The organism is Vibrio sp. 99K-1 (genome assembly GCF_013114585.1).
GTDB lineage: Bacteria > Pseudomonadota > Gammaproteobacteria > Enterobacterales > Vibrionaceae > Vibrio > Vibrio chagasii_B.
Window position 1 is genome coordinate 1 of sequence record NZ_VTXF01000019.1, and the last position, 24,676, is coordinate 24,676.

The following is a 24,676-nucleotide window of genomic DNA, read 5'->3' on the forward strand; positions in this document are numbered from 1 at the left end:
ACATCGGTGATAGTCAGTGTGCCAGAAGTAGTCAGATTATTGCTCTCTAGATCAACCTCAACATCCTCAGTCACCTCTCCGGTGTCCGAATCCCCTTCACCTACCGTTATTTCAGATGGGTCATCCGCACCATTTATTGTAATGGTCACTTCACCTGTGGTGCCGTCGCTGGCCGTAACGGTATAAACCTCAGTAACAGATTCGCCGTCATCTAGGTATTGCACGTCATCGTTATTAACGACGTAGGTCCAAGCACCATCAGGGTCAATAGTTAAAACGCCAATCTGTGAGTCGTTTGTTGAGCCTTCAAGGTTGAAATCGCCGTTAGGCAAAAAGGTAGGAATATCACTATCTATATCCGTCACCACCACTTGCCCAGAAGTGACCAATTGGTTTGTGACTTCATCTACATTGATATCTTCGGTTACACTTCCAGAATCATCAGTTGCCACAGCCGCATCATCAGTACCGATGATGGTGACTGTAATGACTTGTTCTTGACCATCAGAGGTTTGCACAGTCGTTGTGTCTTGAATCTGCTCACCGTCAGCGAGCTCATCGAAGGGACTGTTAGCAGTAAAAGTCCAAGTCCCGTCTTCATTAATAATGAAAGTTCCAAGCCCATTATCCCCGTCAACCTCTTTGCCCACAAAGGTAACGTCTGGATTATCGCTGGTTATCGCTCCCCCAGTTTCAATAGGCTCATCCTGCTCAAACTCGATAACGTCGGTCTCACCGGATACGAGCACTAACGCGATAATATCAAAAAGAGCGACACTCTGAGTCTCAGACAATCCCTGAGATTCAAAACCGTCAGTTTCAAAATTAGTTTCTGCTAACGTTTCTGCGCCCGTTCGTTCAATCCTACCGCTGTTGGTAAGGCTCGATCCCTCCTCACCTGCAGCAGTATCGAACTTTTCTCCCAGTTCCGTTGGATCGAAGCCTTGCTCGATAGCTTGCTGGACTTGAGCGACCGCATCGTCAATATCGAGGTCTACTTGTTGGTTTTGGCTACCTACAAATCGTGCTGAGACGTCTGGCACGCTGTTCTGGTTTGTACCAAGATTGATGATGACATCACCGGCGGCGGGTTGCTCACCAGGAGACAAACGTCTGACTTGACCTTGAGCATCGAGCACGACGCTTCCACTAGCCAAGCCTAGTATATTTAGGTTTATGTTTCCCATATCCACGTTCCCACTTCTACCAGAATACGCCAAAACACGGGCCCACTCCCATTGTGTTCAATGGCAATTTCTTACAATAAATTTAGTAGTCATACTATTGATAATCAACTCATTAGCGCACGTGTATTAATCAAGTTTTCAAATTAGTCAATAGCAATAACCACTTACAAGCAAAAATAACTCAACAAACTTCGCATTTTTTGGCAAATGTCCTAAGCTTCGTTTAATAGCCCTCTCTTAATTCTGCGGTAAACGCAGGTTGGGAAACGGAAAAACATTGAAAGTAGAAGGAGAGCTACTTTGAAATTGTTTAAATTGCCCATAATATGCTGCGTATTTGCAGCAACACCACTCGCCGCTCAAACTCTGGAACAGGCTGTCGCTATCACTTTGGCAACCAACCCTGAGATAAAAAGTATCTTTAATGAATTTGAGAGTGTGAGAAAGCGTAACGATGCTTCTAGTGGTGCATACAGACCCAGTATCGACCTTGACGCTGGTATTGGTTATGAAGGTATAAACCCTGCACCAAACAATGGGCCCGATACTGACTTAACCAGAAAGGAAGCGACGATTTCCCTCACTCAGTTGCTGTGGGATGGCTCTGCGACGTTATACGACATGGATCGGACGGCTGCTGAAGCTGAGTCGGTTCGCTTGCAATTGATCGCTGATGCCGAAGACAAAGCATTGGAGGTAACACAAATATATCTAGACGCGGTAAAGGCAACCGAAGTCTTGGCACTGTCAGAAAGTAACCTTGCTATCCATAAAAAAATCTATAAGGACATCAAAAAGCGAGCAAGCTCAGGTATCGGCTCCACAGCAGATGTATCACAAGTAGAAGCTAGGATTGCAAAAGCACACGGTAACTTACTAGCAGCTCAGAATAATCTAGTGGATACACATACCCAATTTCGAAGAGTGGTTGGTCAAGAGCCACTGGGTTTAATCTACCCAAGAGCCGATATTTCAATGATTCCGTTGTCATTAACGGATGCCCTCGTTGATGCATTAGACAAACACCCAGTCATCAAAGTCGCAAATGCGGATGTCGATTCAGCACACTTCCAATACAAACAATCGAAAGGCGTGAATTACCCGACATTCTCCATTGAAGCATCACAATCATGGCGAGATGATGCAGGCGGTGACGAAGGTTCTAGCCAAGAAACTTTGGCGATGCTGAGAATGCGATACAACCTATACAACGGTGGCACAGACAGCGCGAACTCGGAAGCAGCCGCCTATCAACTAAATAAAGCCAAAGACTTGAGGGATAGAGCATATCGTCAAGTCGAAGAAGGGCTTCGCCTATCATGGAGTGCCTTGGATTTAACACTGCAACAAAAGAACTTCTTATCTGACCATGTTGATTCAGCATCGGAGACGGTTATCGCTTATGGCAAACAATACCGAATTGGCAAACGAACTCTGTTAGATTTGCTCAACACTGAGAATGAGCTGTTTGAAGCTCGAAAAGATTATTTAGATGCCCATTACGCTGAACAATACGCTAAGTATCGAGTAATGAACGCAACGGGCTCTTTATTGAACGCTCTACTGGTTGATATTCCAGATGAGTGGACAACGGCAGTGGAGTATTAATTATGAAGATCACTTACTTACTACTTCCCGCATTAACCATGACATTGCTCGCTTGTTCTAGCCAACAGGAAGAAGAGTATATTGAGACACCTAAGGCAGAACAAATATCGGACCTCCAAGACGATGATAAGGATGGTGTCGTAAACGCGCGTGATACGTGCCCCGGTACACCAGAAAGTTCGCAAGTCGACAATGAAGGCTGTGGGGAAACAATTAAATCAGAAGAAGTGAGACAACTTAAAATACTCTTTGCTCACGACTCCTATGAGGTTAATCCAATATTCTCGGACCAAATAAGCACCATGGCAGAGTTTCTTGAAACCTACAAAAGTGCATCCATCGAAATTCAAGGTTACGCAAGTAAGCTTGGTTCAAACGAATACAACTTAGAGCTCTCCAAAAAGAGAGCAAATAACGTTCAAGATGAGTTACTTGCAAATGGTATCGAGCCGGAACGTGTGAGAATTGTGGGTTATGGTGAAGAACGCTTAGAGAGTGATGGCGATGATCCCACTTCCCATGCTTTGAACCGTAAAGTAACCGCAACCGTGGTTGGATTAAGCGAACAAATCGTAGAAGAGTGGACCATCTTCACCACACTTGAAAAATAGACAGACGCTCCGCAGTTACAGTACGTAAAGGAAGAGCATTAATCAAAAAGAGAAAAGCCGCGATAGGAATACCCATCGCGGCTTTTTGTTCTTTGAAACTACTGAGTCTCGGGAATGACTCTGTAATTTTTATTGCTACTCAAGCATTAGCTTGTTATTCAGGAACTAGCTCGATGGTTAACCGAGCTAATCACCGATTAAAGTTTTACTTCTTGGTGCTTGGTTTTCGGTAAAGAAATGCTTAGCAGGAAGTAACCTAAGATAGCGGCTGTTGTTGAACCCATCAGGATACCTAGTCGAGCTAGCGTATCAAAATCTGCGTTCGTTGGACCAAATGCCAATGATGAAATAAAGATAGACATCGTAAAGCCAATACCACACAGCACAGATACCGCGAAGATGTTCATGAAGTTGACACCTTCAGGTAGCTTAGCGACACCCGTTTTCACAGCGCCCCAGCTGAATAGGAAGATACCCAGCGGCTTACCAACCAATAGACCCATAGCGATACCAAGAGGTAGCATGCCCGTAAGGTTTGAAATTGAGATACCTTCCAGTGAGATACCTGCGTTTGCAAATGCGAAGATTGGCAGAATTGCAAAGGCTACGTATGGGTGCAGTGCGTGCTCTAGGTGTTTCAGTGGAGAGTGCTCTCCTTTATTGCCTTTCAGTGGGATAGCAAAGCCAATTACTACACCCGCCAATGTTGCATGAACACCAGATTTCAATACTGCGAACCACAGAATGGCACCAACAATCAGGTAAGCGCTCAGTTTAGTCACATGCTTGTTGTTTAACATGAACAGCACACCCGTTGCGATGAAACCAACGGTAAGCGCAAGCGTTGATAAGTCACCTGAGTAGAACAATGCAATGATAACAACAACACCTAGGTCATCGATAATTGCTAGAGCCAGCAGGAACACTTTCAAGCTTACTGGTACTCGGTTGCCTAGAAGCGCCATGATACCTAACGCGAATGCGATATCAGTTGCAGCCGGGATAGCCCAACCTTGAAGCGCTTCAGGATTACTAGAGTTAAATAGCACGTAAATAAGTGCAGGAGCCAACATACCACCTACCGCAGCGATAGCTGGGAAGATAGCAGTCTCTTTAGACTTCAATGCGCCTTCTAAAAGCTCACGTTTAACTTCTAAGCCAATTAGAAGGAAGAAGACAGCCATTAAGCCATCGTTGATCCAGTGAGACACAGACATACCGAGAACGTAACTGTGCAGGACGCCCTGGTACATTTCGTTCAGTGGTGAGTTTGCTACAAACATTGCGATCGCCGCAGCGATAACTAGGATGATGCCGCCAGCAGATTCCATTTTAAAGAAGTCACGGATGACGTCGGTCATGATTTCGCCCTTATATTTATTATTTAAATAAACGAATAACAAAGAATAACCATGAGTTTATATCCAAGCTTTATCGATAGATAATCACTTCTTTGGATGTTTAACTTCGGTTTTTCCTACAAATACTAAACAATACGTCGTATATTCCATAATGTTGTTATGCACCATAAATTAAGTATAGATGAGAACATCACACCTGTATGCACAATTCATTGAGTGCTAACAAAACTAGGAAACATAAAAAAAGGCTATCAAATGATAGCCTTAGGTGTTTTTTAGTAGCCGGTGAGCTGCATAAAGCCGGTCGCTTCATGGCTGCCGCTGGCCATTATTGGTCCTTCCCAATAAGGTATGACAAATGGCAGCCACATATCTCGGCGTATGATACGTGTAGTCAGGTTGATATCGTGCTCAGGGACGTTAATGATCCACTGAAGCGGCATTCGCCTACCGTTCATTAGCGTTGTATTCTGCAAAGGCTGAATCGAAATATCCGACTCCGTTAGCTGGTAAACCTTGCCAGAACGAGTGGCTAACGTTCCGAATACATAGGGTAACTGCTGATTATGGCGATAGCGGTTGATGCTCAGTGCTGTACCGTCATCAAGGTTAAACACAAACCAATCCCAGCCTTGCTGACCGACTCCAAGTAAGCCACTGCCCCACTCTTTGTGGACCCACGCTGTGCCTTCTACTTCCTTAGCTACGCCATCAAGGTTCAGTACACCACTCAGTGATAAGAACGGCGCGCTGAAGTTATAAGATGCAACAGGTAATAAATCGTGCTTTTTCTGATAGCCGTTTTCCCCATTAAGTACATATGGCCCTTTCGCCACTGTATCTAATTGAAGACCGAACGTATCCGTTTGCACTTGAAGGCGGCCAGGAAACGGCGTGTTACCCAGCGAACGCCAATTCCAATTATCAATCCAAATTCTAAATGGACGACTGGTCATTCCCGCTTGGCCAATGCCACCACGAGCCATACGTTGCTCTTTCCACACTTTAGATTTAGAAGAAACGACCACGTTAGAAATATAGACTTGCGGGCTCTGCCACCCAGGAGTCTCACGTTCGTCGGTCGCAATACGGAAAAAGCTCCACTGAACCGAATAGTCTTTGCCATCGTCGCCTTTTAAAGACGCAAAATAGTGCCACCACTCATGTTGAAATTCTGGATGGAACTTAAAATCGCGCGGCAGGGAAACGCTTCGATCCGGCAACACAGGCTCAAACACATTGAAGTGCTCGCTGACTAGCACAGAGTTAACCTCGTTAACCCCTTTCTCACCTGGGTCGATGAAATAGGAGTAGTAACCCCAAACACTTAAAAAGATGCCGAAGAAACTGATTAACAGTAGCGAAGACAAAAAACGATGTCTGAACTTAGTTGAGCTGTTGCGTAGAAACATATTAAAGGGCATCCCTCAGTGACTTCATCGGTGTGTTCCGAATCATTCTCATCACAGGTAAAGCACCAGCTATCATCAATGCTGCCATTGCCCAAGCAAATGTCCCGAAATAGTCCCAGGGGAGAACTTGTAATTCGAGTGACCACCCAAAAGACTGCTTAATGACGATATCCACAATCAAACTCGCCAACGCTAAGCCAAGAGGAACCGCGATTAAAGAAGAGATAAGCCCAAACACAAACAGCTGTAAACTACCGGTAAGAATCAACTCTTTCGCTGATACGCCTAAACATCGTTGCAACGATATATGCCTTTGTCTTGAAACCTCACCAGCGACAGTCGCAAAGAAAATACCGAACACGGCGATTACCAAGGTAATGTTACCCAAAGTATCTGCAATGGCGAAGGTTCTATCAAACACGCGCATCGCTTGGCTATGAATATTGTTGTTATCGAATATGCGTTCAGAACCAAGCCTGAATACACTTTCCAATCGGCTTCTAAGCCCTACTGCATTCACATCATCTTTCAGTATGACGCCAAGCCCAACATTACCTCGACCTGCAAAACCGTATAACCAGTTTCGATGTGACATCATCACTTGGTGATAAGGGTTACCATAATCGTAATACACACCAACGACCTGCCAGCCAGAGCCAAGGTTATCGTAGAGATCAATATAATCACCAGGACGAATCCCTAGCTTGAGTGACATGGATTCGCTGATCAACACACCTTTAGAATGGTGTAAGTGATACCAGTAATTCGGTATACCAAGTTTAATCGTCAGTGCTGCAAGTTCGCCTTCTGAAGGTCCAGTACTCACCACTTGAATACTGCCCATTGGAGAAGCGACATCTTTTTCCCAGCGCCACCATACAGAATCTACTTCAGGTTGTTCCGACAACCAGTTACTCATGCGAGCCGCCGCATTGTTGGTTGGGTATATATAGAGGTCCGCGGCTAATCGCTGTGTTAACCACTTATCCGTGGTGTCTCTGAAACTACCGACCATGGTTTCAACGCCAATGTTCGCAGTTAACGCCAACATAAAGGCCATAGTCGCAACACCACGGTAGCTCATGCTTGATGCTGCGTCCGCGAAGAACCAGCGAGCACGAACCCAACGCAATGAGTAAGAGAGACTGTTGAACAACTTCCACATAAGGAATGGTGTAAAGAGAGCCACACTCACCAGCATTAAAGCAATGATGGCAAAACCAGACTCTTGAGTTTGGGGTGCTTGATAAACTGCAACAGCAGCAACAAGGAAGCCACAACCAATCAACGCTTGCCATGTAAACTCTGTACCCGCAAAACGCATCAACGATAGGCGAGAAGACAAACGAATCGGCTGAGATTTAAGTAAACGAACCAACGGCCATGCGCACGCCAAGAAAGCACCAATCAATGCCATCATTAAGCTATAACCGCTCCAACGCCAATTCCAGTCAATCGTTAAGCCAACATTGGCGTCATATAAATCACCAAGGCTAGAAGACACCGCTGGCAACAGTTGGTTCGCAAGCATCAAACCAAAGACATTACCGCAGATCCAACTCAATAAAACCAGAATCAATAGCTCTAAACATAGAGCTTTAGTGAGCTGCCACCCCGACACACCAGTTTGTCTTAATATCCCCACCAGCGGCTGACGCTGAATAAAAGACAATGACATCGCTTGATAGAAAATAAATAAGCCCACGACAAACGACAGCATCCCCATCGCTTTTAGGTTTAAGTGGAAAGCGCTAGTAAGAGATTCAAGTTCTGCTTTAGAGCTACGGGAGATCGTCAAGCCATTCGGTAGCATGTTCTTGAGTCGTTCAAACTTTTCGGTAGACATATCTGAACAGGCAATGACCGACAAACCAGCGCTGCGTTTCAGCATTCTAAGTAGCGAGATATCGGCAATCAGCCTAGTACCATCAATGATGTTGTTTTGATCAACCATTAATGGGCCAAGCTCTGAACCATCCATAAGGTGGATATAGTCACCGTTCTTCCACTCCATGTGTTCAGCAAGGTCGTCGCTCACAAGGATTGGGTACGGCGGTTTCATCAGGTTCAACGTATTAAGATCTTTTAACGCCACGCCCGGTTGCAGTTGAAGCATAGAAACAGGGTCTATACCAATCAGCATGAAGTTTGAGCCGTTTTCATCAGTGATACGATGGTGATCAAAAGGAGAACACTGTTGAAAGCCTTCACGGCGAAGCTGGATATAAAAACCTTGCGGGATTTTATTAGCGTTGTGTTTTGGTCGAATACGATAAGGAAGAGGATTCGAAAAGAGTTTTTCGCCATGAGCATAGCTTTGCTTGGCGTGTTGGTTGATAGCAGTAACACCAACCAAAAGTGATACGCCTAGCGTTAAGCCAAGCCATACCAAGATAATCTGAAGTGGGTAACGTCGATAATGACCGAGTAGCGCCTTAACTACGGGCCATAACATGCAGTTGCCCTCCTTGTAGGCGGATCCGGCCATCCATATGCAGTGCGACTTTCTCACTGTGTGTGACCAACAGTAATGTACATTCTAATTGACGAGCCAAAGAAGTCAGCAGGCGCATTACCGCTTCCGCATTACGCTCATCTAAGCTACCGGTAGGTTCATCCGCTAATAAAATCTTTGGTTCCATGTACAACGCACGAGCAATCGCGGCACGTTGCTGTTGTCCACCCGATGCTTCCTCAGGGTAGCGACCAAGTAAAGGCATAAGATCTAAGGCAGAGAGAATCTGTCTCCAAAGGCCTTTATCTTCAGGCAAGCCTTTTAACTGACGGCAAAAGCGGATGTTATCAGCGATATTCAGCGTTGGTAATAAATTGAATTGCTGAAAAATATGACCAATATTGTTGCGACGATAAGCTGTGCGTTCTCGCTCAGTAGAATCGTGCATATTGAAGTGAGGAAAAACGATTTCGCCAGAGTCAGCCAAATCCAAACCGGCAATCAGGTTCAATAAAGTACTTTTACCTGAACCACTTTCTCCCATTAATGCTAGCTGGTCACCTTGGTTCAATGTCAGTTCAGCACCTTGCAAAACAGGGTGGAACTCCCCCCCATCGACATAGCCTTTACATAGGTCTGACAGCTTTAACATTAAACAGCTCGCATTAGTTAGAATTTGGAAGGAGAATCTACACTAATTCCCTGTTAGGAGGAAGTATTTTGAAAGATAGATCACACACCAATGATAAAGTGATGCGATTGATGCGCCGTACTTCAACTTCCTATCAAGTTTTTAATCCATTTTCTTGTTTTCATGCGATAGAGCGACCCACTCCACTTAATCACCTCTTCAGTAAGGAAAAGTAAATACACCCACTCAGGTGGAAACTTGAGGTAGATAGCCGCGATAGCAGCCAATGGAATACCAATCACCCACTGTGCAATCAAATCTTGATACAGACAGAACTTAACATCACCGCCCGCTCTCAATACGCCAACAATTACAGTCATCGGAATAGAGCGGATAACAATGCCGACGCTGAGTATTAAAATAAACTTCTCAGAGAGTGCACGCGTTTCTTCCGTTAAAGCACTAAAGGCATTCAAGATTGGCGTTTGTACAAAGTAGAGGAAAATCGCGACTACAATACTGGTTAAGAAACACAAGATAGTAATGCCAAGCGCTTGGTAATAAACCACTTCATTGTTTTTAGCGCCGAGCTGGTTCCCCACTAACACTGCAGCTGCATTCGACATACCTATCAATAAACTCAATGAGATCGACTCAACAGGCGTCATCACCGATAAAGCCGCCAAGCCTTGCACGCCTGACTGACCCATGATGGCGTGATAAGCAAACAAGCCACCAGCCCAAGCTAAGAAATTAAAGGTTGTCGGCAGAGACAGTTTCAAGAAGCGAACGACTTTATCTACTGTTGCCGCAGCTTTTATGTCACTGAACTTGAAAGCGAGTAAGTGTCTAGAGAAATAGAGATACCCAAACAAGGTCGCAACCTCAATAGCGCCACTTAATACTGTGGCTATCGCGGCACCTTTGATACCTAGTGCGGGAAACCCTAGGTTACCGAAGATCAGCACCCAGTTTAAAAACACGTTGGACAAGATACCGATACCACTGAAGAAGGTACTTAGCCCAGGTTTGTGCATCGCTCGTAAGCCAACGGCCATGCTGCTAACGCACGACACCGCCAACATACTAAAAGAGGTAATGACGATGTATTCAACACCTAAACTGATCACTTCTTGAGAATCAGTCGTCACACCCATGATTTGAGCAGGGAAAGAGACAAAGAAGACAATAGTCAGAAGAGCAAACAAGGTCGAAACCAACCAGGTTAATGCGGTACTTTCCCTTACCCCTTGCCTATCACCGGCTCCCCAATACTGAGCAGTAAGTAGAGCACCACCAGTGGTCACACCCACCAGCATAATAGTCGTCACAAACATCGCACGGCTTGCGACACCAACCGCCGCAATATCAGCTTCCCCAAGCTGGCCTAACATCAGCACATCCACCAAGCCTCGGCTTGAAAACATAATGCTCTGCAAGGTGATTGGCAAAGCAATGGCAATCAGCCTGCGAACAAAATCGCCGCGTGTATGATGGATAATTGAAGAGAGCAGCATAGGCACACCTGAACGGAACGTATTGAAGGCAAAAGGAATATTCTTTCAGTATATCAATGTTCGAAATTCAACCATACATAAATCATACTGAATGCATAAAATTCCGTATAACGTCTTTGGCCGTTTCACTCATCAAACCTAAGCAAAATAAACGTGCCACTCCCGACTTGAAAATCGAATCGTTTATCAAACAAACCATAAAAGATGAATATCAAACACGCATCATATATAAAACGCCTAACTTAATCTGTATTACAGCTAAATTGATGGAAATCAAAGTTAGTCCTGATGTTTATTTTATTGAATTTGTTAACAATTTTCACAAATCAAATTAACCGCATGATTTAAATGGCTTTATTTCGTTAAATTTTTAACCATCTAGTTATTCGATTAATATTCATTCCTTTTTGTCATTTCATAAACTGCCATTAATTCAATAACTTCCACCCCAGTTTCAATAGGGAGTTAAAATGAACAATAAAAAAATAATAATGAGTTTGGCGGGTGTTGGCATCTTGGCTTATCTGGGCATGGTTTATACGGTTGATAAAAACGATCAACGTCTTGCCGCTGAAAGCCTGGCGCAGTTTTCATCTTTGGATAAGTCCTCTTTAGACTACCAAGCGATGAAAGTACTCAGCGATAAAGGGTGTGCATATTGCCACACGAACGACAGCGAAATGCCTTTCTACTCTGAATGGCCGATTGCAAAACCACTCATGAATGCCGACATACAAACAGGTATGAAACACTTTGAAATTACTCAACTTTTCAATGGTATTCAGAATAATGAACCAGTATCCGAAGTAGCACTTGCGCGTATTGAAAAGGTACTTTACGACGGTTCGATGCCACCTAAGATCTATCAATCGATGCACTGGTCTGCTGGGATTTCAAATGAAGAAAAGCACACCTTGTTAAAGTGGATACGCCAAACAAGAGCGGACATTCACCAAGATTCTCCGGTAGATGACAGCCGCAGAGAAGGCACACTTCAGCCAATCTACACTCAGTTTGAGGTGGACGAAGACAGAGTTAAGCTAGGCAAAGCGCTCTACCACGACACTCGCCTATCCGGTGACGACACGGTTTCTTGTGCGACTTGCCATGGCTTAGACACAGGCGGTGTCGACAACTTAGTCGGTTCTGTTGGTATTCATGGTCAAGTTGGCGGAATCAATGCGCCAACAGTTTTCAACTCAGCGTATAACAAATTACAGTTTTGGGATGGCAGAGCGAATGACTTGCAGGACCAAGCCGGTGGTCCTCCTTTCAATCCAATCGAAATGGGCTCTGAAGGTTGGCAACAAATCATCGATAAGCTGAGTCGTGATCCTGACTTGGTTGCTAAATTCAACAAAACCTATGATGGCGAAATCACGGGTGACACCATCACTCATGCGATCGCTGAGTTTGAAAAAACCTTGGTAACACCCAACAGTCGATTCGACCAATACCTGACTGGCAATTCGGATGCGATTAACGCTCATGAAAAGCACGGGTTAAAGCTATTTAAACAATACAGCTGCGATACTTGCCATACGGGTGAGGCCATGGGCGGTCAAACCTTTGAAACCATGGGTATGAAAGCGGACTACTTCGCAGATAGAGGAACGGATATCACCCCAGAAGACTTGGGAAGGTACAACGTCACTGCGATTGAATCCGACAAGCACAAGTTCAAAGTACCAACGCTTAGAAACATTGAACTCACTGCACCCTACTTCCACGATGGCCATGCAGAGACCTTAGAGCAAGCGATCTTTGATATGGGTAAGTATCAAGTTGGTGTCGAGATGAGTGATGATGAAGTGGATGCTATCAAGGCATTCCTCAAGACGCTGACTGGCGAATATAAAGGAAACAACCTTAGCCCTAAAGCTCAGCAGCAGAGCTAACTAACGTCAATCGAAGTGACTAAATACTACCGATAAACTTAAGCCAATGGATTCTTTCTATTGGCTTTTTCATTGCCTATAGCTCGATTGGTTTTGCAGAAAAGTTCGCGTAGTATGAGTAAAGGACGGTTTGATACGCAATACATGGAGTAACGATGAAGAAAGTACTGGTTTTAGGCGCTTCTGGATATGTTGGTTCACAGCTACTTCCTCAACTGCTAGAGCAAGGTTATCAAGTAACCGCAGCAGCAAGGCACATCGACTACTTAAAAGCGAGAACTGAGCCTCATGAGAATTTGTCACTCGAATATCTCGATCTGGCAGACCAAGCGGCAACACAAGCTTTGGTTCCCGACTTTGATCTTATTTTCTTCCTTGTCCACGGGATGGCTGAAGGCCACGACTTCATTGATTACGAGTTAAACCTTGCTCGCAACTTTGTCTCTGCACTTGGTCCTAAAAACCAGCACGTTATCTACCTGAGCTCACTTCAGCCTCAAACCGGCGATTCTGAGCACCTTAAAGCGAGAAAGAAAACCGGTGAGCTCCTTCGAAAAGGATCGGTTCCCGTTACTGAGCTTCGAGCTGGCGTCATCATTGGCCCTGGTTCAGCTGCCTTTGAGATAATGCGAGACTTCGTTTACAACCTACCAATCATGATTGCGCCGAAATGGGTCGACTCAAAAGCTAACCCTATCGCATTGAAAAACCTCAATCACTACTTGTTAAAGCTCGCACAAGATACCCCAAGCGACAATCAGACCTTTGAGGTTGGTGGTCCAGATATCGTCTCTTATCGCAATCAATTCGCGCATATCGCCAAAACTGCCGATCGTCCACTTAGGTTGTGGGCGACTTCCCTACTCACGCCTAAAATCGCCTCTTATTGGCTTGGCGTGGTGACCTCTGTCCCTTCTAACATAGGGAGAGCATTACTCGCGGGTTTAAAGCATGACTTCATAGCTAACTCGACTACCATCCAAGAAAAATATCCGCAAAAACTCGTGTCGTTCGAGAGCATGGTTGAACAAGCGATTCATGCTGAGGGTAACTTCGTAAAAAGTAATGTGTGGGGCTTTGATAAAACCGCCTTTAAACGCTGGCAAGCGGGATACGGTTACTACCCGAAGAAGACAGGTGCAAGTATCACGTCGACTGCCTCACTAGAATCGCTTTGGCACGTAGCTCAACAGATTGGAAGCCCTAAACAGGGTTACTTCTTCGCTAACGCTTTATGGCGCACAAGAGAGTGGTTAGATCTCCTCTTTGGTGGCGGAGTACCCGTGCGACAAATGCCAGAAGGGCCAAAACTAAAAGTAGGCGACAAAATTGACTCATGGAAAGTAATTCGCTGTGAAGAGAACCAATTCCTATCGCTGCTATTTGGGATGAAAGGTCCGGGCTTAGGGCGATTGGAAATCACGGTTTCTGATAACGGAGACACACGCGAATTAAACATTACCGCTTGGTGGCATCCTAAAGGCTTTCTGGGGCTACTATATTGGTTCGCAATGATGCCAGCTCATCTATTTATCTTTAAAGGCATGGTGAAAGCGATAGAGAAACAAGCGAGAGGATAGATGAGAGATACGAGTAACGAGTAACGAGATGCGAAAAGATTAAAAGCAGATACGGGATTCGAGTAACGAGATTCGAAAAGATTAAAAGCAGATGCGGGATTCGAGTAACGGGATGCGAAAAGATTAAAAGCAGATACGGGATTCGGGTAACGAGATGCGAAAAGATTAAAAGCAGATGCGGGATTCGGGTAACGAGATACGAAAATATTAAAAGCAGATGTGGGATTCTAGTGGCGACTGGCGCTATGAGAAGCAAACAAAAAGAGCGGATAATTCCGCTCTTCGTATCTCTAATCTCGCATCTCGTATCTATCCATTAACCAACAAAGCTAATTGGGATCTCAGCCAATTGGTTGCCTTGGTTAGCAGGGTATACGATGTATTCACCGTGATACTTCACGGCAGACTTGTAGTCAGTCACTTTATGAAGCATGAAGCCTGCTTCCATCGCCGCTTGGATAAACTCAGCGTGGTTACCACGAACAAACCAGTTCATCGGCTTAACCATCAACTCACCGTCGAAAGAGTCATCACACTGCTTACCACATAGCGCGAATGAGTGCTCACCATCGGTAAAGAACTGAATTTTGCCACCCGTGGTTAGCTCATCTTCGCTCGATACACTCCAGCCCATCTCATACATTTTGTCCATAAAGGCTTCAACGTCACTGTCTTTGAGTGCTTTAGGCTCTTCGCCTTCAGGGAAGAACTGAGCGTAAAACGCTGAGATTCGCTTAAACGTAAAGGTTAAATCAGAGTTGTTGCCCTTTGAACGCCCCTGCTTTTGCCAGCGAACCAAATCAGGCACAACAACACGATCATACGCTTGTGCTTTGATTGCTTTAGTTACCCAGCGAACAAGGTATAGGTTGTTTGCGATAGGTGCGTCAATCGCTTTGCCTGACTTGTGTAGCGCGTAAAGCTCACCAAGTGCGGTGTTCACAAGCTTCTGAATTTCAATATAGTATTTTGACATTATGCCTTCTTTCCTAATGTCCAATATAGTAATGCTGACAGTATTGCACATGCTGCCATCACCATAGCCATTGGTCCCGCAGTATCACTTGGTAGCATTGCGACAATTGCCCCAACCACAGAACCAGTACCAAATCTTAATGTGCCCGCGAGTGATGATGCCGTACCAGCCATATTCGGGTACCCACTGAGTAGCAGCGCCATTGAGTTACTACCAATGGTAGACAGTGTGCCGATAAACAGCATCACGAATGGCACAATGCCCCACAGGCCGATATCTAATGACCAGCCGACCAACAAACCTAAACCAGCGAACAGCTGAATGGTTAAACCCACTCGAAGCATCGCGTGAGAGCCGACTTTCTTCACAATTCGGCCATTAATGCTCGTCATCAAGATCATTGCAACGATGTTCAAGCCAAACAGGTAACCAAATAGGTCTGGGCGAACGCCATAGATGTCGATGTAAACAAACGAACCAGCGGTTAAGAATGCGAACATTCCCGAAAATGAAAATGCACCTGAAAAAATCAGTCCCATTGCCGTTGGGTTCTTACATAAACGAGCGTAGTTACGAATCGTCGTTTTGAAACGCAAAGGCTGTCGATTTTCTACCGGTAACGTCTCAGGGATCTTCATCGATACAGCTAAGATTACGATCACAGCAAAGATAGCCAGTACCCAGAAGATTGAGCGCCAACCAAACCACAATGCCAAGTAACCACCGATCATTGGTGCGATAAGTGGTGCAACCGTCATAACCAAGGTTACGAAAGACATGGTTCTCGCAAAATCTTCACGATCAAACATGTCACGAACAACCGCTTGGATGATTACAGCTGCCGCTGCGCCTGCAAAACCTTGTGCAGTACGAACGTAAGTCAGTGCTTCAATGCCATGAGTTGTCGCACTCACCACAGAAGCAATCGCAAACAAGAACACACCAATCAATAGTACTGGCTTACGTCCATAGCTATCAGCTAATGGGCCATGCAGCAGCTGACCCAACGCAAAACCTGCGGTATAAGCGGTTAGCGTTATCTGTACTTCGCCCGCCGTTACACCAAGATCTTTGGCAATGGTCGGCATTGCAGGCAAGTACATATCGATAGCAAGTGGCGTTAGTGCACCAATTGCACCGAGAATCAAAAACAGCACTAAGCCTAATTGTGGGGTTTCTGGTTGAGAGCTTGGACTCTGTGGGGTAGATGTCTGCATGGTTCTCCGAATGTTTAACTGATAAAACTAGGACCAGCGTGAACACGCAAGTCAAAAGATTGGCTGAGACTTTCCTAGTACCAGTCAACATCATCAGCCGACGCTATCCTTGGTCGGCTTTGCAACGAGAGCGCTATAAATTAATAGCTAAGGGTTACTTCCAGATAGAGTCGACTTCTTCTTGTGTCAGGTAACGGTACTCACCTAACTCTAAAGATTCGTCCATCTCGATTTCACCAATACGTTCACGATGTAGCGCTTCTACCTTGTTACCAAGTGCTGCAAACATGCGTTTTACTTGGTGGTATTTTCCTTCGTGAATTGTTAGTAGCACTTCGCGTTCTGCACGTACTTCAAGGTGTGCAGGAAGTGTTAGGCCATCTTCGCTTTTCAGCTGGATGCCTTCTTTGAATTTTTCAACGTAGTCTGGTTCTACTGGATCAACCAACCACACGCGGTACATTTTTTCGCACTTGTGTTTTGGTGCCGTAATACGGTGAGACCATTTACCGTCATCCGTAATCAGAACAAGACCTGTAGTATCAACATCTAGACGCCCTGCAAAGTGCAGCTTGTCCATTTTGATTTCATCAAGCAATTCAAATGCGGTGCGATTTGAGCCATCTTCATGCGAACAAACAAACCCTTCTGGCTTGTACAACATGATGTAACGTGGGCCATGAACATTCAGTTCATTACCTTGCCACTCCACTACACACTGCTCAGTTACTTTAACTGAACCGCTTTTTTGCATGACATCATTCACTGTCACAGCCTTTGTTTTTAATAAGTGTGTTGCTTCTTTTCGAGTAATGCCTAGTGCATCGCACAGAAATTTATCTAAACGCATGAATACCTCAACTAATCTAAGTCGGGTATTATAGTCACCTTTGCTCAATTAGTTGAGCTATTTCACACTATTTGTTCTCCATTTTACAAGACGCGATATGTATACACTCCGCCCATACCAAGCAGACTCAGTAAAATCAGTCATTCACTACTTCAGAAAACACCAAACACCGGCTGTTCTCGTGCTACCAACCGGGGCTGGGAAAAGTTTGGTCATCGCTGAGCTGGCAAGGCTTGCCAAGGGGCGTGTATTGGTACTGGCTCACGTAAAAGAGCTGGTTGAACAAAACCATGAAAAGTATGAAGGTTATGGGTTAAAAGGCTCTATTTTCTCGGCTGGTTTAGGCCGTAAAGAGACCGACCAACAAGTGGTATTCGCATCGGTACAATCTGTGGTTCGCAACCTCGATTCATTCTCTAACCAATTTTCACTTTTGGTTATCGATGAATGCCACCGAGTACCTGATGAAAAGAACAGTAGCTATCAGAAAGTGATCACTCACTTGCGTGAAAATAATTCTGGTATCAAGGTACTTGGCTTAACGGCAACCCCTTATCGCCTAGGTATGGGTTGGATTTACCAATACCACACTCGCGGACAAGTGCGTTCAGAAGAACCAAGATTCTTCAGAGATTGTATTTTCGAGTTACCGATTCGCTACCTGCTCGACGAAGGCTTCTTAACACCAGCTCGCATGATAGATGCGCCAGTATTGAGTTATGACTTCTCACAATTAAAACCCGCGAGCACGGGTCGATACAAAGAAGCCGAACTTGATATGGTGATCGAACAATCAAAACGAGCGACACCACAGATTGTCGATCAGATCATTCACCTCGCCCAAGACAAACTGGGCATCATGGTGTTTGCAGCCACCGTTCGACACGCTCAAGAGATCCTAGGCTTACTACCCGAAGGTGAAGCCGCGATTGTCATTGGTGACACGCCAACACTCGAGCGTGACCAAATCATCAACGATTTCAAAGAACGAAAAATCAAATTCTTGGTCAATGTGTCGGTTTTAACCACTGGCTTTGATGCACCGCATGTCGATTTGATCGCGATTCTTCGCCCAACCGAATCCATCAGTTTGTATCAACAAATCGTTGGCCGTGGCTTACGTTTGTCTCCAGGCAAAAAAGAGTGTTTGGTGCTCGATTACGCGGGTAACAGCTATGATCTTTACCAACCAGAAGTCGGCGACCCTAAGCCAGACTCAGACAGTGAAATCATTACCATCCCCTGCCCGGCTTGCGGCTTCAATAACAATTTCTGGGGCAAGCTAGACAGCAACGGCTTCTTGCTTGAACACTTTGGCCGTAAATGCCAAGGCTACTTTACCGATGAAGACACAGGTGAGAGAGAACACTGCAACTATCGCTTCCGCGCCAAATACTGCGGAGAGTGTGGCGCCGATAACGACATCGCGGCCCGTATTTGTCATGAGTGTGACGCTACCTTGGTAGACCCAGACAAAAAGCTCAAAGAGGCACTCAACCTAAAAGATGCTTTGGTGTTTGAGTGTTTAGAGATGGACCTTAATGTACTTAAGGACGACAAAGGCAAATCGCAACTTAAAGTCACCTACCGAGGTGAAAACCAAGCGCAAGTCCATGAGTTTTGGTCACTGACCACCAAGAAGCAAAAACAGAACTTTAAAGATCAGTTTGTTCGCCCTCACCTTGCAGATAGACACAGGCCTTTTGAGGAAGCGTCGCCATCGAAAGTGGTTGCTCACCAACATAGATTTCGCCCACCACAATTCGTTATTGCGCGTAAAGTTGGACGCTTTTGGAAAATGAGAGACAAGATATTCGAAGACGAACTTCAACAACGTTAATTATTACTACCTTAACACTTGGCGGTTAGTCTCCGTGATGTGTTGGCGCTCTTCATCGTCAAATTTTTAGGTATCAATTTCTCATTATTAATCAGGTTCACTTTCTGTTCAGAATTACTTTTTTATACTGAACGCTATCAACCTTCTCTAGGATTCGCTATGTTTAGTAAAGCTATGATTTCTTTGTTTTCTATAAGCTTAGGCTTATTTGTTTCTGCTGGCGCATGGGCTGACTCACATCATAATGGTCACGACCTAGTACAAGACGTTCACAAAGCAGGAACCCGTATCGAATTCGAAGAAGATCAAGACGAAGTCTATGAAGCGGTTCGAGAAGGCTATATTCGCCCTTTCTCTGAAATGTATGCCGCGGTAGAAAACGATCTTCATGGCCGAATCATTAAAGTCGAACTTGAAGAAGACGATGATATTTGGGTGTATGAGTTAAAAATTAACTACCAAAACAACATCATCAAAGTTGAATACAACGCCGAGACGCTGGACATGCTAAAAATTGAAGGCCGCAACTTTAAAAACGCAATTAAACACGGCGACTAATTAAGCGCGACGAATAGTTAAGTACGACGAACAGTCATTACAAAAATTAAGAAGAACAATTATGAAAATTTTAGTCGTTGAAGACGAACCTCGTTTGGGCCAACAAATTATTGAAACACTTGAGGGAGCCGACTGGGTTCCAGAGCTTTCTCAAGATGGTATCGACGCTCTTTATCGCGCGACATCAGAAGAGTGGGACGCGATTGTTCTCGACTTAGGTCTACCTAAGCTTGATGGCCTAACCGTTTTAAAAGGCATCCGAGACGAAAACATCAACACGCCAGTGATTATCTTGAGTGCTCGTGACACCCTAACCCAACGTGTTGAAGGCTTAAACGCAGGCGCTGACGATTACCTCACTAAGCCATTCGAAATGGTCGAGCTTATTGCCCGTATTCGTGCGCAACTTCGCCGTGCGTCAGGCAGCGCAGCACCGGTTCTTCAAATTGGTGATTTAAGCTTAGACACTCGCAGTTCAAAAGTGTTGTGGCAAGGCCAAGCAGTCAGCCTAACGGCACTAGAATATAAGGTTGTCGCGTATTTCATGCACAACCAAAACAAGGTTATTTCGCGCACCGAGTTGGTTGAGCACATCTACAAACAAGACTTCGACCGCGACTCGAACACGGTCGAGGTCTTTATTGGTCGTATTCGTAAGAAAATCGCACCTAAGATCATCAAAACCGTGCGTGGCCTTGGCTACCAACTGAATGCTGAATAAGTCTCTATTTAGTTAGATGCACAAACGTCAATTAAGCTAAGAGAAATCAAGCACACTCACCCACTAAGTGGACAGCCTGTACTGATCATCGAAATACAAGTCGATAACGATGAGCAAAGGCAGGCTGGAAATGCATGAACCTAAAGAAAAGAACACTTAAAAACATCAGTCTAAAAAGCCGCTTGCTTCTCGCTGCGGCTTTTTGGCTAGGTGCGATGATATTAGCGGCTGGCGTTGGTATACCAAAACTGGTGAACGATTACCTTGTCGACGACATGAAGCAGCAACTTGCCCTAACCATGGACGAGCTCACCGCGAACATTGAAACCAATGACAATGGTAACCTAATCATGGCAGAACGTCTTTCTGACCCTAGGTTTAACCAACCATATAGCGGTATCTATTGGCGTGCCTCGACCCAAGATCAAATCATTCGTTCTCGCTCTTTATGGGACAAAGACCTCACCATCAAGCGTTCTCCTATTCACACTTCCGTTAAAGGGCCTGAAAAAGAGAAACTGATTTATATCGAGCAAGATATCTACCTTCCTTCACTCAGCGACCCTATCACCATCACAATCGGTATTGATGAAGATCCTTTAGAGTCGACGCTGGCAGAACTAACAGGCCAAGTATGGTTGATCCTGATGTTGTTGTTTGTCGGCGTTCTGATGTTAATTGGTATTCAAGTGAGCTGGTCTCTATTACCTCTTAGTAAGATGCAGCGTGAGTTGGTAATGCTGAGAAAGGGTGAACAGCAAGGGCTAAGCGATAACTACCCAAAAGAAGTTTCTCCATTGGTATCTGACCTCAATGCCCTACTCTTTCATTACCAAGAGTTACTGGAGCGCGCTCGTAACCACGCCGGTAACCTATCTCATGCATTAAAAACGCCGCTGTCGGTGATGAAAAATGAAATAGAGATGCTGCCTGACAACGAGAAGAAACTGTTACAGCAACCCATTCAGCAGATCCAAAGCCAGATAGATTACCACCTTGGTCGTGCTCGTATGGCAGGTGCAATGAACATCCTTTCGGTGAAGTCGTCGCCTTGTGAACGTGTTGAAGCGATCTCGATGGCGTTTGATAAAGTTTATGCCGCCAATGAAGTCACTATGATCAATGAGCTGGACTCTGAACTTGAGGTCGCTGTAGAAAAAACTGACCTAGATGAGATGGTCGGTAACCTACTCGAAAATAGTTATAAGTGGGCGGGCAGTATTATTCGCGTTCACGCTAATGAACTGGCCGATGGCAATGTCGAGTTGATTATTGAAGACGACGGACAAGGTATCCCTGAAGAAAAGCTCGAACAGGTGACCAAACGAGGCGTAAGGTTGGATGAAACGACTCCTGGTACCGGTCTAGGCCTGAATATTGTGAATGAAATGGCACACAGTTACCGCGGGAACTTAACGCTAAGCAAAAGCTCAATGGGCGGCTTGAAAGCCTCTCTTGTTCTAAAGGTATCTCAGGCCTCTTAAACCAAGACACTCATACTCTCACTAGCCCTTCGATAAAAAATTAGGAGTTTGCATATCAATCGCAAACTCCTGATTTATCTTTATATGGTATAACTCAAACTGGGTCAGCTCATCGAATGCAGGCCAATAACATTGCCTTCGGTATCAATAACAACACTGATGAAGCCATGCTGCCCAATCGCCATTTTAGGCACTTGCAAAACACCACCATTCGCCGCCGCCAAGCTTGCTTCTGTCGCACAATCATTACAAGAGAAGTACACCATAGTGCTATTGCCTCCCGCCTTTACGTTAGGCATGGAACACAAGGCTCCTGTCGCGCCGTATTTTTCCATATCACTAGGAAACACCCACATTTCAATATCGATGCCCGTTTCGTTATCTAGCTTCTCCAACGTCACTTTAAACACAGCTTCGTAAAACGTTTTTGCTCTTGCCATGTCGTCGACATAGATTTCAAACCAACCAATCGGATTCATTTGCATCACTTTGCCCTTAGCTTTCACCCTTGATCACCCTTAATTAGGATAGACAAAGTTGGCGAAGTTAGAGTTGGGAGATGACTGAAAGAGAATGTTGGCTTAAATTTGTATAAGCCAATAGATAGAGATGAACAAGTAGAAACGACCAAACCCTGTTGAATTTAGCATTCAAACAAGGTTCGTATTTATCGGGGGCTAAGTTAGAGCTCGTCTTTAGCCGCACTTTATATATCATTCACCGCAACATCTAAGGTTAGTGAATCATCACTGTATGTCGTTGAGCCAATAACCAAGATCTTTCCGTCGGTATAGTAGTCATGTTGATCATTCATTACCTGTGCATTCGCTAGAGGCAAGTTGACCAGTTCCATACTTGGGTAAGTGGATTTAATTTGCTGCGCCAACCGATCGCGCTCTTCATCAACATTCGGATCTATTTTATGGAGTATGGTGACAATGCCAGAATACGGTGTCACTTTTAAACCGTCGTCGTAACTGATCGCTCCTAACCACTTTGTTTGATTGCTGTTTCTGTCTAACCCCGCATTCCACCAGCGTATGTGGCTTCTCTTCATCAGGTTTCCTGGCAATTGAAAGGCCATATCTTGTGGTTGATTTCGCCAATATAAGTCAGATACAGGCGGTGTCTTATCTTTTAGGAGAGTAAGGTAACTCGACCACTCAATATCATTTCGAGAGAACGTTTGATTTTCTATCCAGCCCAACTGGTTCATGAGTTCACGAGGCGATTCTCCGACATAAACAACATTGATCGCTTGCGCATCATAGATTGGAGAAAGCCCAGGAAACGCTTTGTAAGTCACTTGTTGTAAGTCGACAGAGTTCATCTGTGCCGATGTTTGTTGATTTTGAAAGTCATCAGCTTTCCAGAAGAAATGGGCATAATTTGCGTAACACAGCCAAGCCACTAAAAACGCGCTGGTTTTCAAGGTCAACTTACGCCATTTAAATTTGTTACCCACAACAACAAAAATGGTCACCGCGACTAAGCCAATCAGCAAGCTTTGGTGTTCGCTGAGGAAAACCTTAACCGCCCCTAATAAAGGAAACTGTTCGACACCATGTGCTAACAACATACCCCAAGCAATAAATTGACCACCGCCAAGCAATAAACCTACCGAAGAAAACAGCGTAAAACTGCGCCACTTAACGCGATGAGAACCAGCAATAACAGGAACAACCCAAGCAATAGGACCCAAAAGGCGTGCCGCGACTATGATGAATGTGCCCTTTTTCGCAATGAGATAACGACACCGTGCGATCAGCCTTTTGGTTTTTGGTCGAAATTGAATTAGCTTCTTTTGGGCTGTCCTTCCCCACTTTAAACCAATGAAGTAACTCAGTTGATCCCCAACGAAACCACCTAACATTACAAACACCAACGCCATCCATGCACCTGAATACAGTTGAAAGCCCGCAGCGATAAAAAACGGCTCTCCCGGTACAAATAGGTTTGGGCCAATGAGAGCATCACCCAATGCTCCCAGGAACAGCCCTAGTCCATCAAACATAACAACCTCAATGCTTACTGTTCTTTATAGTGACCAAACTTGTAGTTCATTTCGTTGTTACGCATTTCGCCTTTAAAGAAGCGTCTTACATTGGCTTTAAGGTAAGTTGAACCCGTCTTCACAAAACCATCTTGATCTAATCGACGTGGGTCAAAACCGAAAGTCATATTTAGGAATCTAAATCGCCATGTTTTGCTCGCTCGTTTTACGTAATCACAGTCCTCACACAGGACAATCTCTTCATCGAAACCACCGATCTCTTCATGCGCTCGTTTGGTTGAGAAAATACACGCGCCAATCGCGGTCGGGAAAAAGAACTGAGTCGCAAATAAGCCCGCATTAAACAGCCCATAACCGAATTTATGAACCAGTGGCAGCCCTTTTGAACTCATGTATACGCCAGCAACTTCAAGCTTGTTTTCTTCTAACTCATAAAGCGCCTTTGCAAGGAAGTTACGAGGCAGGCTTACGTCGGCATCCAAGAAAAGGATTCTGTTGTATTGCGCCAAAGCAGCACCGGTGTTTCGACCAAGGCTAACACCGCGTTCTTGCATATGGTGGACTGTCAGTTTTGGCAATGCACTTTCATAGGCTTGTGCGACTTCTCGGGTGTTATCTTCACTGTTTGAGTCGACTACGATCACTTCGAACTCTTGATGGGTTTGCACGCTCAACTCTTCCATTAAGCGACTAATACGTTTCTCTTCGTTTAACGTAATAACGACAATACTTACCGGTTCCATCTTTTCACCTATT

20 protein-coding genes are annotated in these 24,676 nt (G+C 44.9%); 8 read left to right on the forward strand and 12 right to left on the reverse strand.

The genetic code is table 11. From position 1 onward, the window contains the following. Positions 1–1,187 (reverse strand): VCBS domain-containing protein (locus F0228_RS15980; protein ID WP_216619349.1); only part of this gene is annotated, 1,187 nt, incomplete at its 3' end. Positions 1,188–1,487: 300 nt separating this feature from the next. Between F0228_RS15980 and F0228_RS15985 the strand changes: the two genes are divergently transcribed. Further along, positions 1,488–2,795, forward strand: coding sequence for a TolC family outer membrane protein (locus tag F0228_RS15985; RefSeq protein ID WP_061031658.1), 1,308 nt, complete (start codon positions 1,488–1,490; stop codon positions 2,793–2,795). After that, a complete protein-coding gene (locus F0228_RS15990; protein ID WP_105059381.1) occupies positions 2,795–3,406 on the forward strand; it encodes an OmpA family protein in 612 nt (203 codons plus the stop codon). The genes F0228_RS15985 and F0228_RS15990 overlap by 1 nt, the downstream gene beginning before the upstream one ends. A 197-nt stretch (positions 3,407–3,603) precedes the next feature. On the opposite strand, the gene nhaA is transcribed toward F0228_RS15990, so the two are convergent. The 5 genes from nhaA to F0228_RS16015 all read right to left on the reverse strand — a co-directional run bounded on the left by nhaA (position 3,604) and on the right by F0228_RS16015 (position 10,782). After that, complete coding sequence (gene nhaA / locus F0228_RS15995) at positions 3,604–4,767, reverse strand: Na+/H+ antiporter NhaA (protein ID WP_008222837.1); 1,164 nt, start codon at positions 4,765–4,767, stop codon at positions 3,604–3,606. A 275-nt stretch (positions 4,768–5,042) separates the two neighbouring features. After that, complete coding sequence (locus F0228_RS16000) at positions 5,043–6,191, reverse strand: lipocalin-like domain-containing protein (protein WP_061031659.1); 1,149 nt, start codon at positions 6,189–6,191, stop codon at positions 5,043–5,045. Continuing rightward, on the reverse strand, positions 6,181–8,634 hold the full coding sequence (locus F0228_RS16005) for an FtsX-like permease family protein (protein WP_171762447.1): 2,454 nt from the start codon (positions 8,632–8,634) through the stop codon (positions 6,181–6,183). Before F0228_RS16005 ends, F0228_RS16000 begins: the two co-directional genes overlap by 11 nt. After that, on the reverse strand, positions 8,615–9,286 hold the full coding sequence (locus F0228_RS16010) for an ABC transporter ATP-binding protein (RefSeq protein ID WP_008222831.1): 672 nt from the start codon (positions 9,284–9,286) through the stop codon (positions 8,615–8,617). Before F0228_RS16010 ends, F0228_RS16005 begins: the two co-directional genes overlap by 20 nt. A gap of 122 nt (positions 9,287–9,408) precedes the next feature. Next, entirely contained in the window at positions 9,409–10,782 is a 1,374-nt protein-coding gene (locus F0228_RS16015) for an MATE family efflux transporter (protein WP_105059326.1), read from the reverse strand. Positions 10,783–11,252: 470 nt separating this feature from the next. Between F0228_RS16015 and F0228_RS16020 the strand changes: the two genes are divergently transcribed. Together F0228_RS16020 and F0228_RS16025 are read left to right on the forward strand one after the other, a co-directional pair. Then, entirely contained in the window at positions 11,253–12,680 is a 1,428-nt protein-coding gene (locus F0228_RS16020) for a cytochrome c peroxidase (protein WP_171762448.1), read from the forward strand. Between the two features lie 155 nt (positions 12,681–12,835). Continuing rightward, on the forward strand, positions 12,836–14,260 hold the full coding sequence (locus F0228_RS16025) for a DUF2867 domain-containing protein (RefSeq protein ID WP_171762449.1): 1,425 nt from the start codon (positions 12,836–12,838) through the stop codon (positions 14,258–14,260). Positions 14,261–14,576: 316 nt separating this feature from the next. On the opposite strand, the gene F0228_RS16030 is transcribed toward F0228_RS16025, so the two are convergent. The 3 genes from F0228_RS16030 to rsuA all read right to left on the reverse strand — a co-directional run bounded on the left by F0228_RS16030 (position 14,577) and on the right by rsuA (position 17,303). Then, positions 14,577–15,236: a DUF2913 family protein gene (locus F0228_RS16030; RefSeq protein ID WP_008222810.1), complete on the reverse strand. Its 660-nt coding sequence runs from the start codon at positions 15,234–15,236 to the stop codon at positions 14,577–14,579. Beyond that, positions 15,236–16,453, reverse strand: coding sequence for a Bcr/CflA family multidrug efflux MFS transporter (locus F0228_RS16035; protein WP_008222808.1), 1,218 nt, complete (start codon positions 16,451–16,453; stop codon positions 15,236–15,238). The genes F0228_RS16030 and F0228_RS16035 overlap by 1 nt, the downstream gene beginning before the upstream one ends. Before the next feature lie 154 nt (positions 16,454–16,607). Beyond that, on the reverse strand, positions 16,608–17,303 hold the full coding sequence (gene rsuA / locus F0228_RS16040; protein ID WP_171762450.1) for a 16S rRNA pseudouridine(516) synthase RsuA: 696 nt from the start codon (positions 17,301–17,303) through the stop codon (positions 16,608–16,610). A gap of 97 nt (positions 17,304–17,400) precedes the next feature. On the opposite strand from rsuA, the gene F0228_RS16045 reads away from it, so the two are divergent. From F0228_RS16045 to F0228_RS16060, 4 genes are all read left to right on the forward strand, one after another. Next, entirely contained in the window at positions 17,401–19,143 is a 1,743-nt protein-coding gene (locus F0228_RS16045; protein WP_004741314.1) for a DEAD/DEAH box helicase, read from the forward strand. Positions 19,144–19,302: 159 nt separating this feature from the next. Further along, a complete protein-coding gene (locus F0228_RS16050; RefSeq protein ID WP_008222805.1) occupies positions 19,303–19,701 on the forward strand; it encodes a membrane protein in 399 nt (132 codons plus the stop codon). A gap of 61 nt (positions 19,702–19,762) precedes the next feature. Continuing rightward, on the forward strand, positions 19,763–20,422 hold the full coding sequence (locus F0228_RS16055; RefSeq protein ID WP_004741316.1) for a response regulator transcription factor: 660 nt from the start codon (positions 19,763–19,765) through the stop codon (positions 20,420–20,422). 134 nt (positions 20,423–20,556) lie between these two features. Beyond that, positions 20,557–21,906, forward strand: a complete 1,350-nt coding sequence (locus tag F0228_RS16060) for an ATP-binding protein (RefSeq protein ID WP_061031668.1) — start codon at positions 20,557–20,559, stop codon at positions 21,904–21,906. Between the two features lie 104 nt (positions 21,907–22,010). On the opposite strand, the gene F0228_RS16065 is transcribed toward F0228_RS16060, so the two are convergent. From F0228_RS16065 to F0228_RS16075, 3 genes are all read right to left on the reverse strand, one after another. After that, on the reverse strand, positions 22,011–22,391 hold the full coding sequence (locus F0228_RS16065; protein ID WP_171762477.1) for a VOC family protein: 381 nt from the start codon (positions 22,389–22,391) through the stop codon (positions 22,011–22,013). Positions 22,392–22,612: 221 nt separating this feature from the next. After that, positions 22,613–23,920 carry an LssY C-terminal domain-containing protein gene (locus tag F0228_RS16070; protein ID WP_171762451.1) on the reverse strand — a complete coding sequence of 436 codons (1,308 nt, stop codon included), beginning with the start codon at positions 23,918–23,920 and terminating at the stop codon, positions 22,613–22,615. Positions 23,921–23,934: 14 nt separating this feature from the next. Continuing rightward, positions 23,935–24,663, reverse strand: a complete 729-nt coding sequence (locus tag F0228_RS16075; RefSeq protein ID WP_116870335.1) for a glycosyltransferase — start codon at positions 24,661–24,663, stop codon at positions 23,935–23,937. Between the last annotated feature and the right edge of the window lie 13 nt (positions 24,664–24,676).

Excerpts from the sequence above, each read along its gene's own strand:
- F0228_RS16035 (WP_008222808.1), bottom strand. The coding sequence starts at position 16,453 with ATGCAGACATCTACCCCACAGAGTCCAAGCTCTCAACCAGAAACCCCA.
- F0228_RS16010 (WP_008222831.1), bottom strand. The coding sequence starts at position 9,286 with ATGTTAAAGCTGTCAGACCTATGTAAAGGCTATGTCGATGGGGGGGAG.
- F0228_RS16020 (WP_171762448.1), top strand. The coding sequence starts at position 11,253 with ATGAACAATAAAAAAATAATAATGAGTTTGGCGGGTGTTGGCATCTTG.
- F0228_RS16015 (WP_105059326.1), bottom strand. The coding sequence starts at position 10,782 with ATGCTGCTCTCTTCAATTATCCATCATACACGCGGCGATTTTGTTCGC.
- F0228_RS16075 (WP_116870335.1), bottom strand. The coding sequence starts at position 24,663 with ATGGAACCGGTAAGTATTGTCGTTATTACGTTAAACGAAGAGAAACGT.
- F0228_RS16005 (WP_171762447.1), bottom strand. The coding sequence starts at position 8,634 with ATGTTATGGCCCGTAGTTAAGGCGCTACTCGGTCATTATCGACGTTAC.
- F0228_RS16000 (WP_061031659.1), bottom strand. The coding sequence starts at position 6,191 with ATGCCCTTTAATATGTTTCTACGCAACAGCTCAACTAAGTTCAGACAT.
- rsuA (WP_171762450.1), bottom strand. The coding sequence starts at position 17,303 with ATGCGTTTAGATAAATTTCTGTGCGATGCACTAGGCATTACTCGAAAA.
- F0228_RS16060 (WP_061031668.1), top strand. The coding sequence starts at position 20,557 with ATGAACCTAAAGAAAAGAACACTTAAAAACATCAGTCTAAAAAGCCGC.
- F0228_RS16070 (WP_171762451.1), bottom strand. The coding sequence starts at position 23,920 with ATGTTTGATGGACTAGGGCTGTTCCTGGGAGCATTGGGTGATGCTCTC.
- F0228_RS16065 (WP_171762477.1), bottom strand. The coding sequence starts at position 22,391 with ATGCAAATGAATCCGATTGGTTGGTTTGAAATCTATGTCGACGACATG.
- F0228_RS16050 (WP_008222805.1), top strand. The coding sequence starts at position 19,303 with ATGTTTAGTAAAGCTATGATTTCTTTGTTTTCTATAAGCTTAGGCTTA.
- F0228_RS16045 (WP_004741314.1), top strand. The coding sequence starts at position 17,401 with ATGTATACACTCCGCCCATACCAAGCAGACTCAGTAAAATCAGTCATT.
- F0228_RS16055 (WP_004741316.1), top strand. The coding sequence starts at position 19,763 with ATGAAAATTTTAGTCGTTGAAGACGAACCTCGTTTGGGCCAACAAATT.
- nhaA (WP_008222837.1), bottom strand. The coding sequence starts at position 4,767 with ATGACCGACGTCATCCGTGACTTCTTTAAAATGGAATCTGCTGGCGGC.
- F0228_RS16030 (WP_008222810.1), bottom strand. The coding sequence starts at position 15,236 with ATGTCAAAATACTATATTGAAATTCAGAAGCTTGTGAACACCGCACTT.
- F0228_RS16025 (WP_171762449.1), top strand. The coding sequence starts at position 12,836 with ATGAAGAAAGTACTGGTTTTAGGCGCTTCTGGATATGTTGGTTCACAG.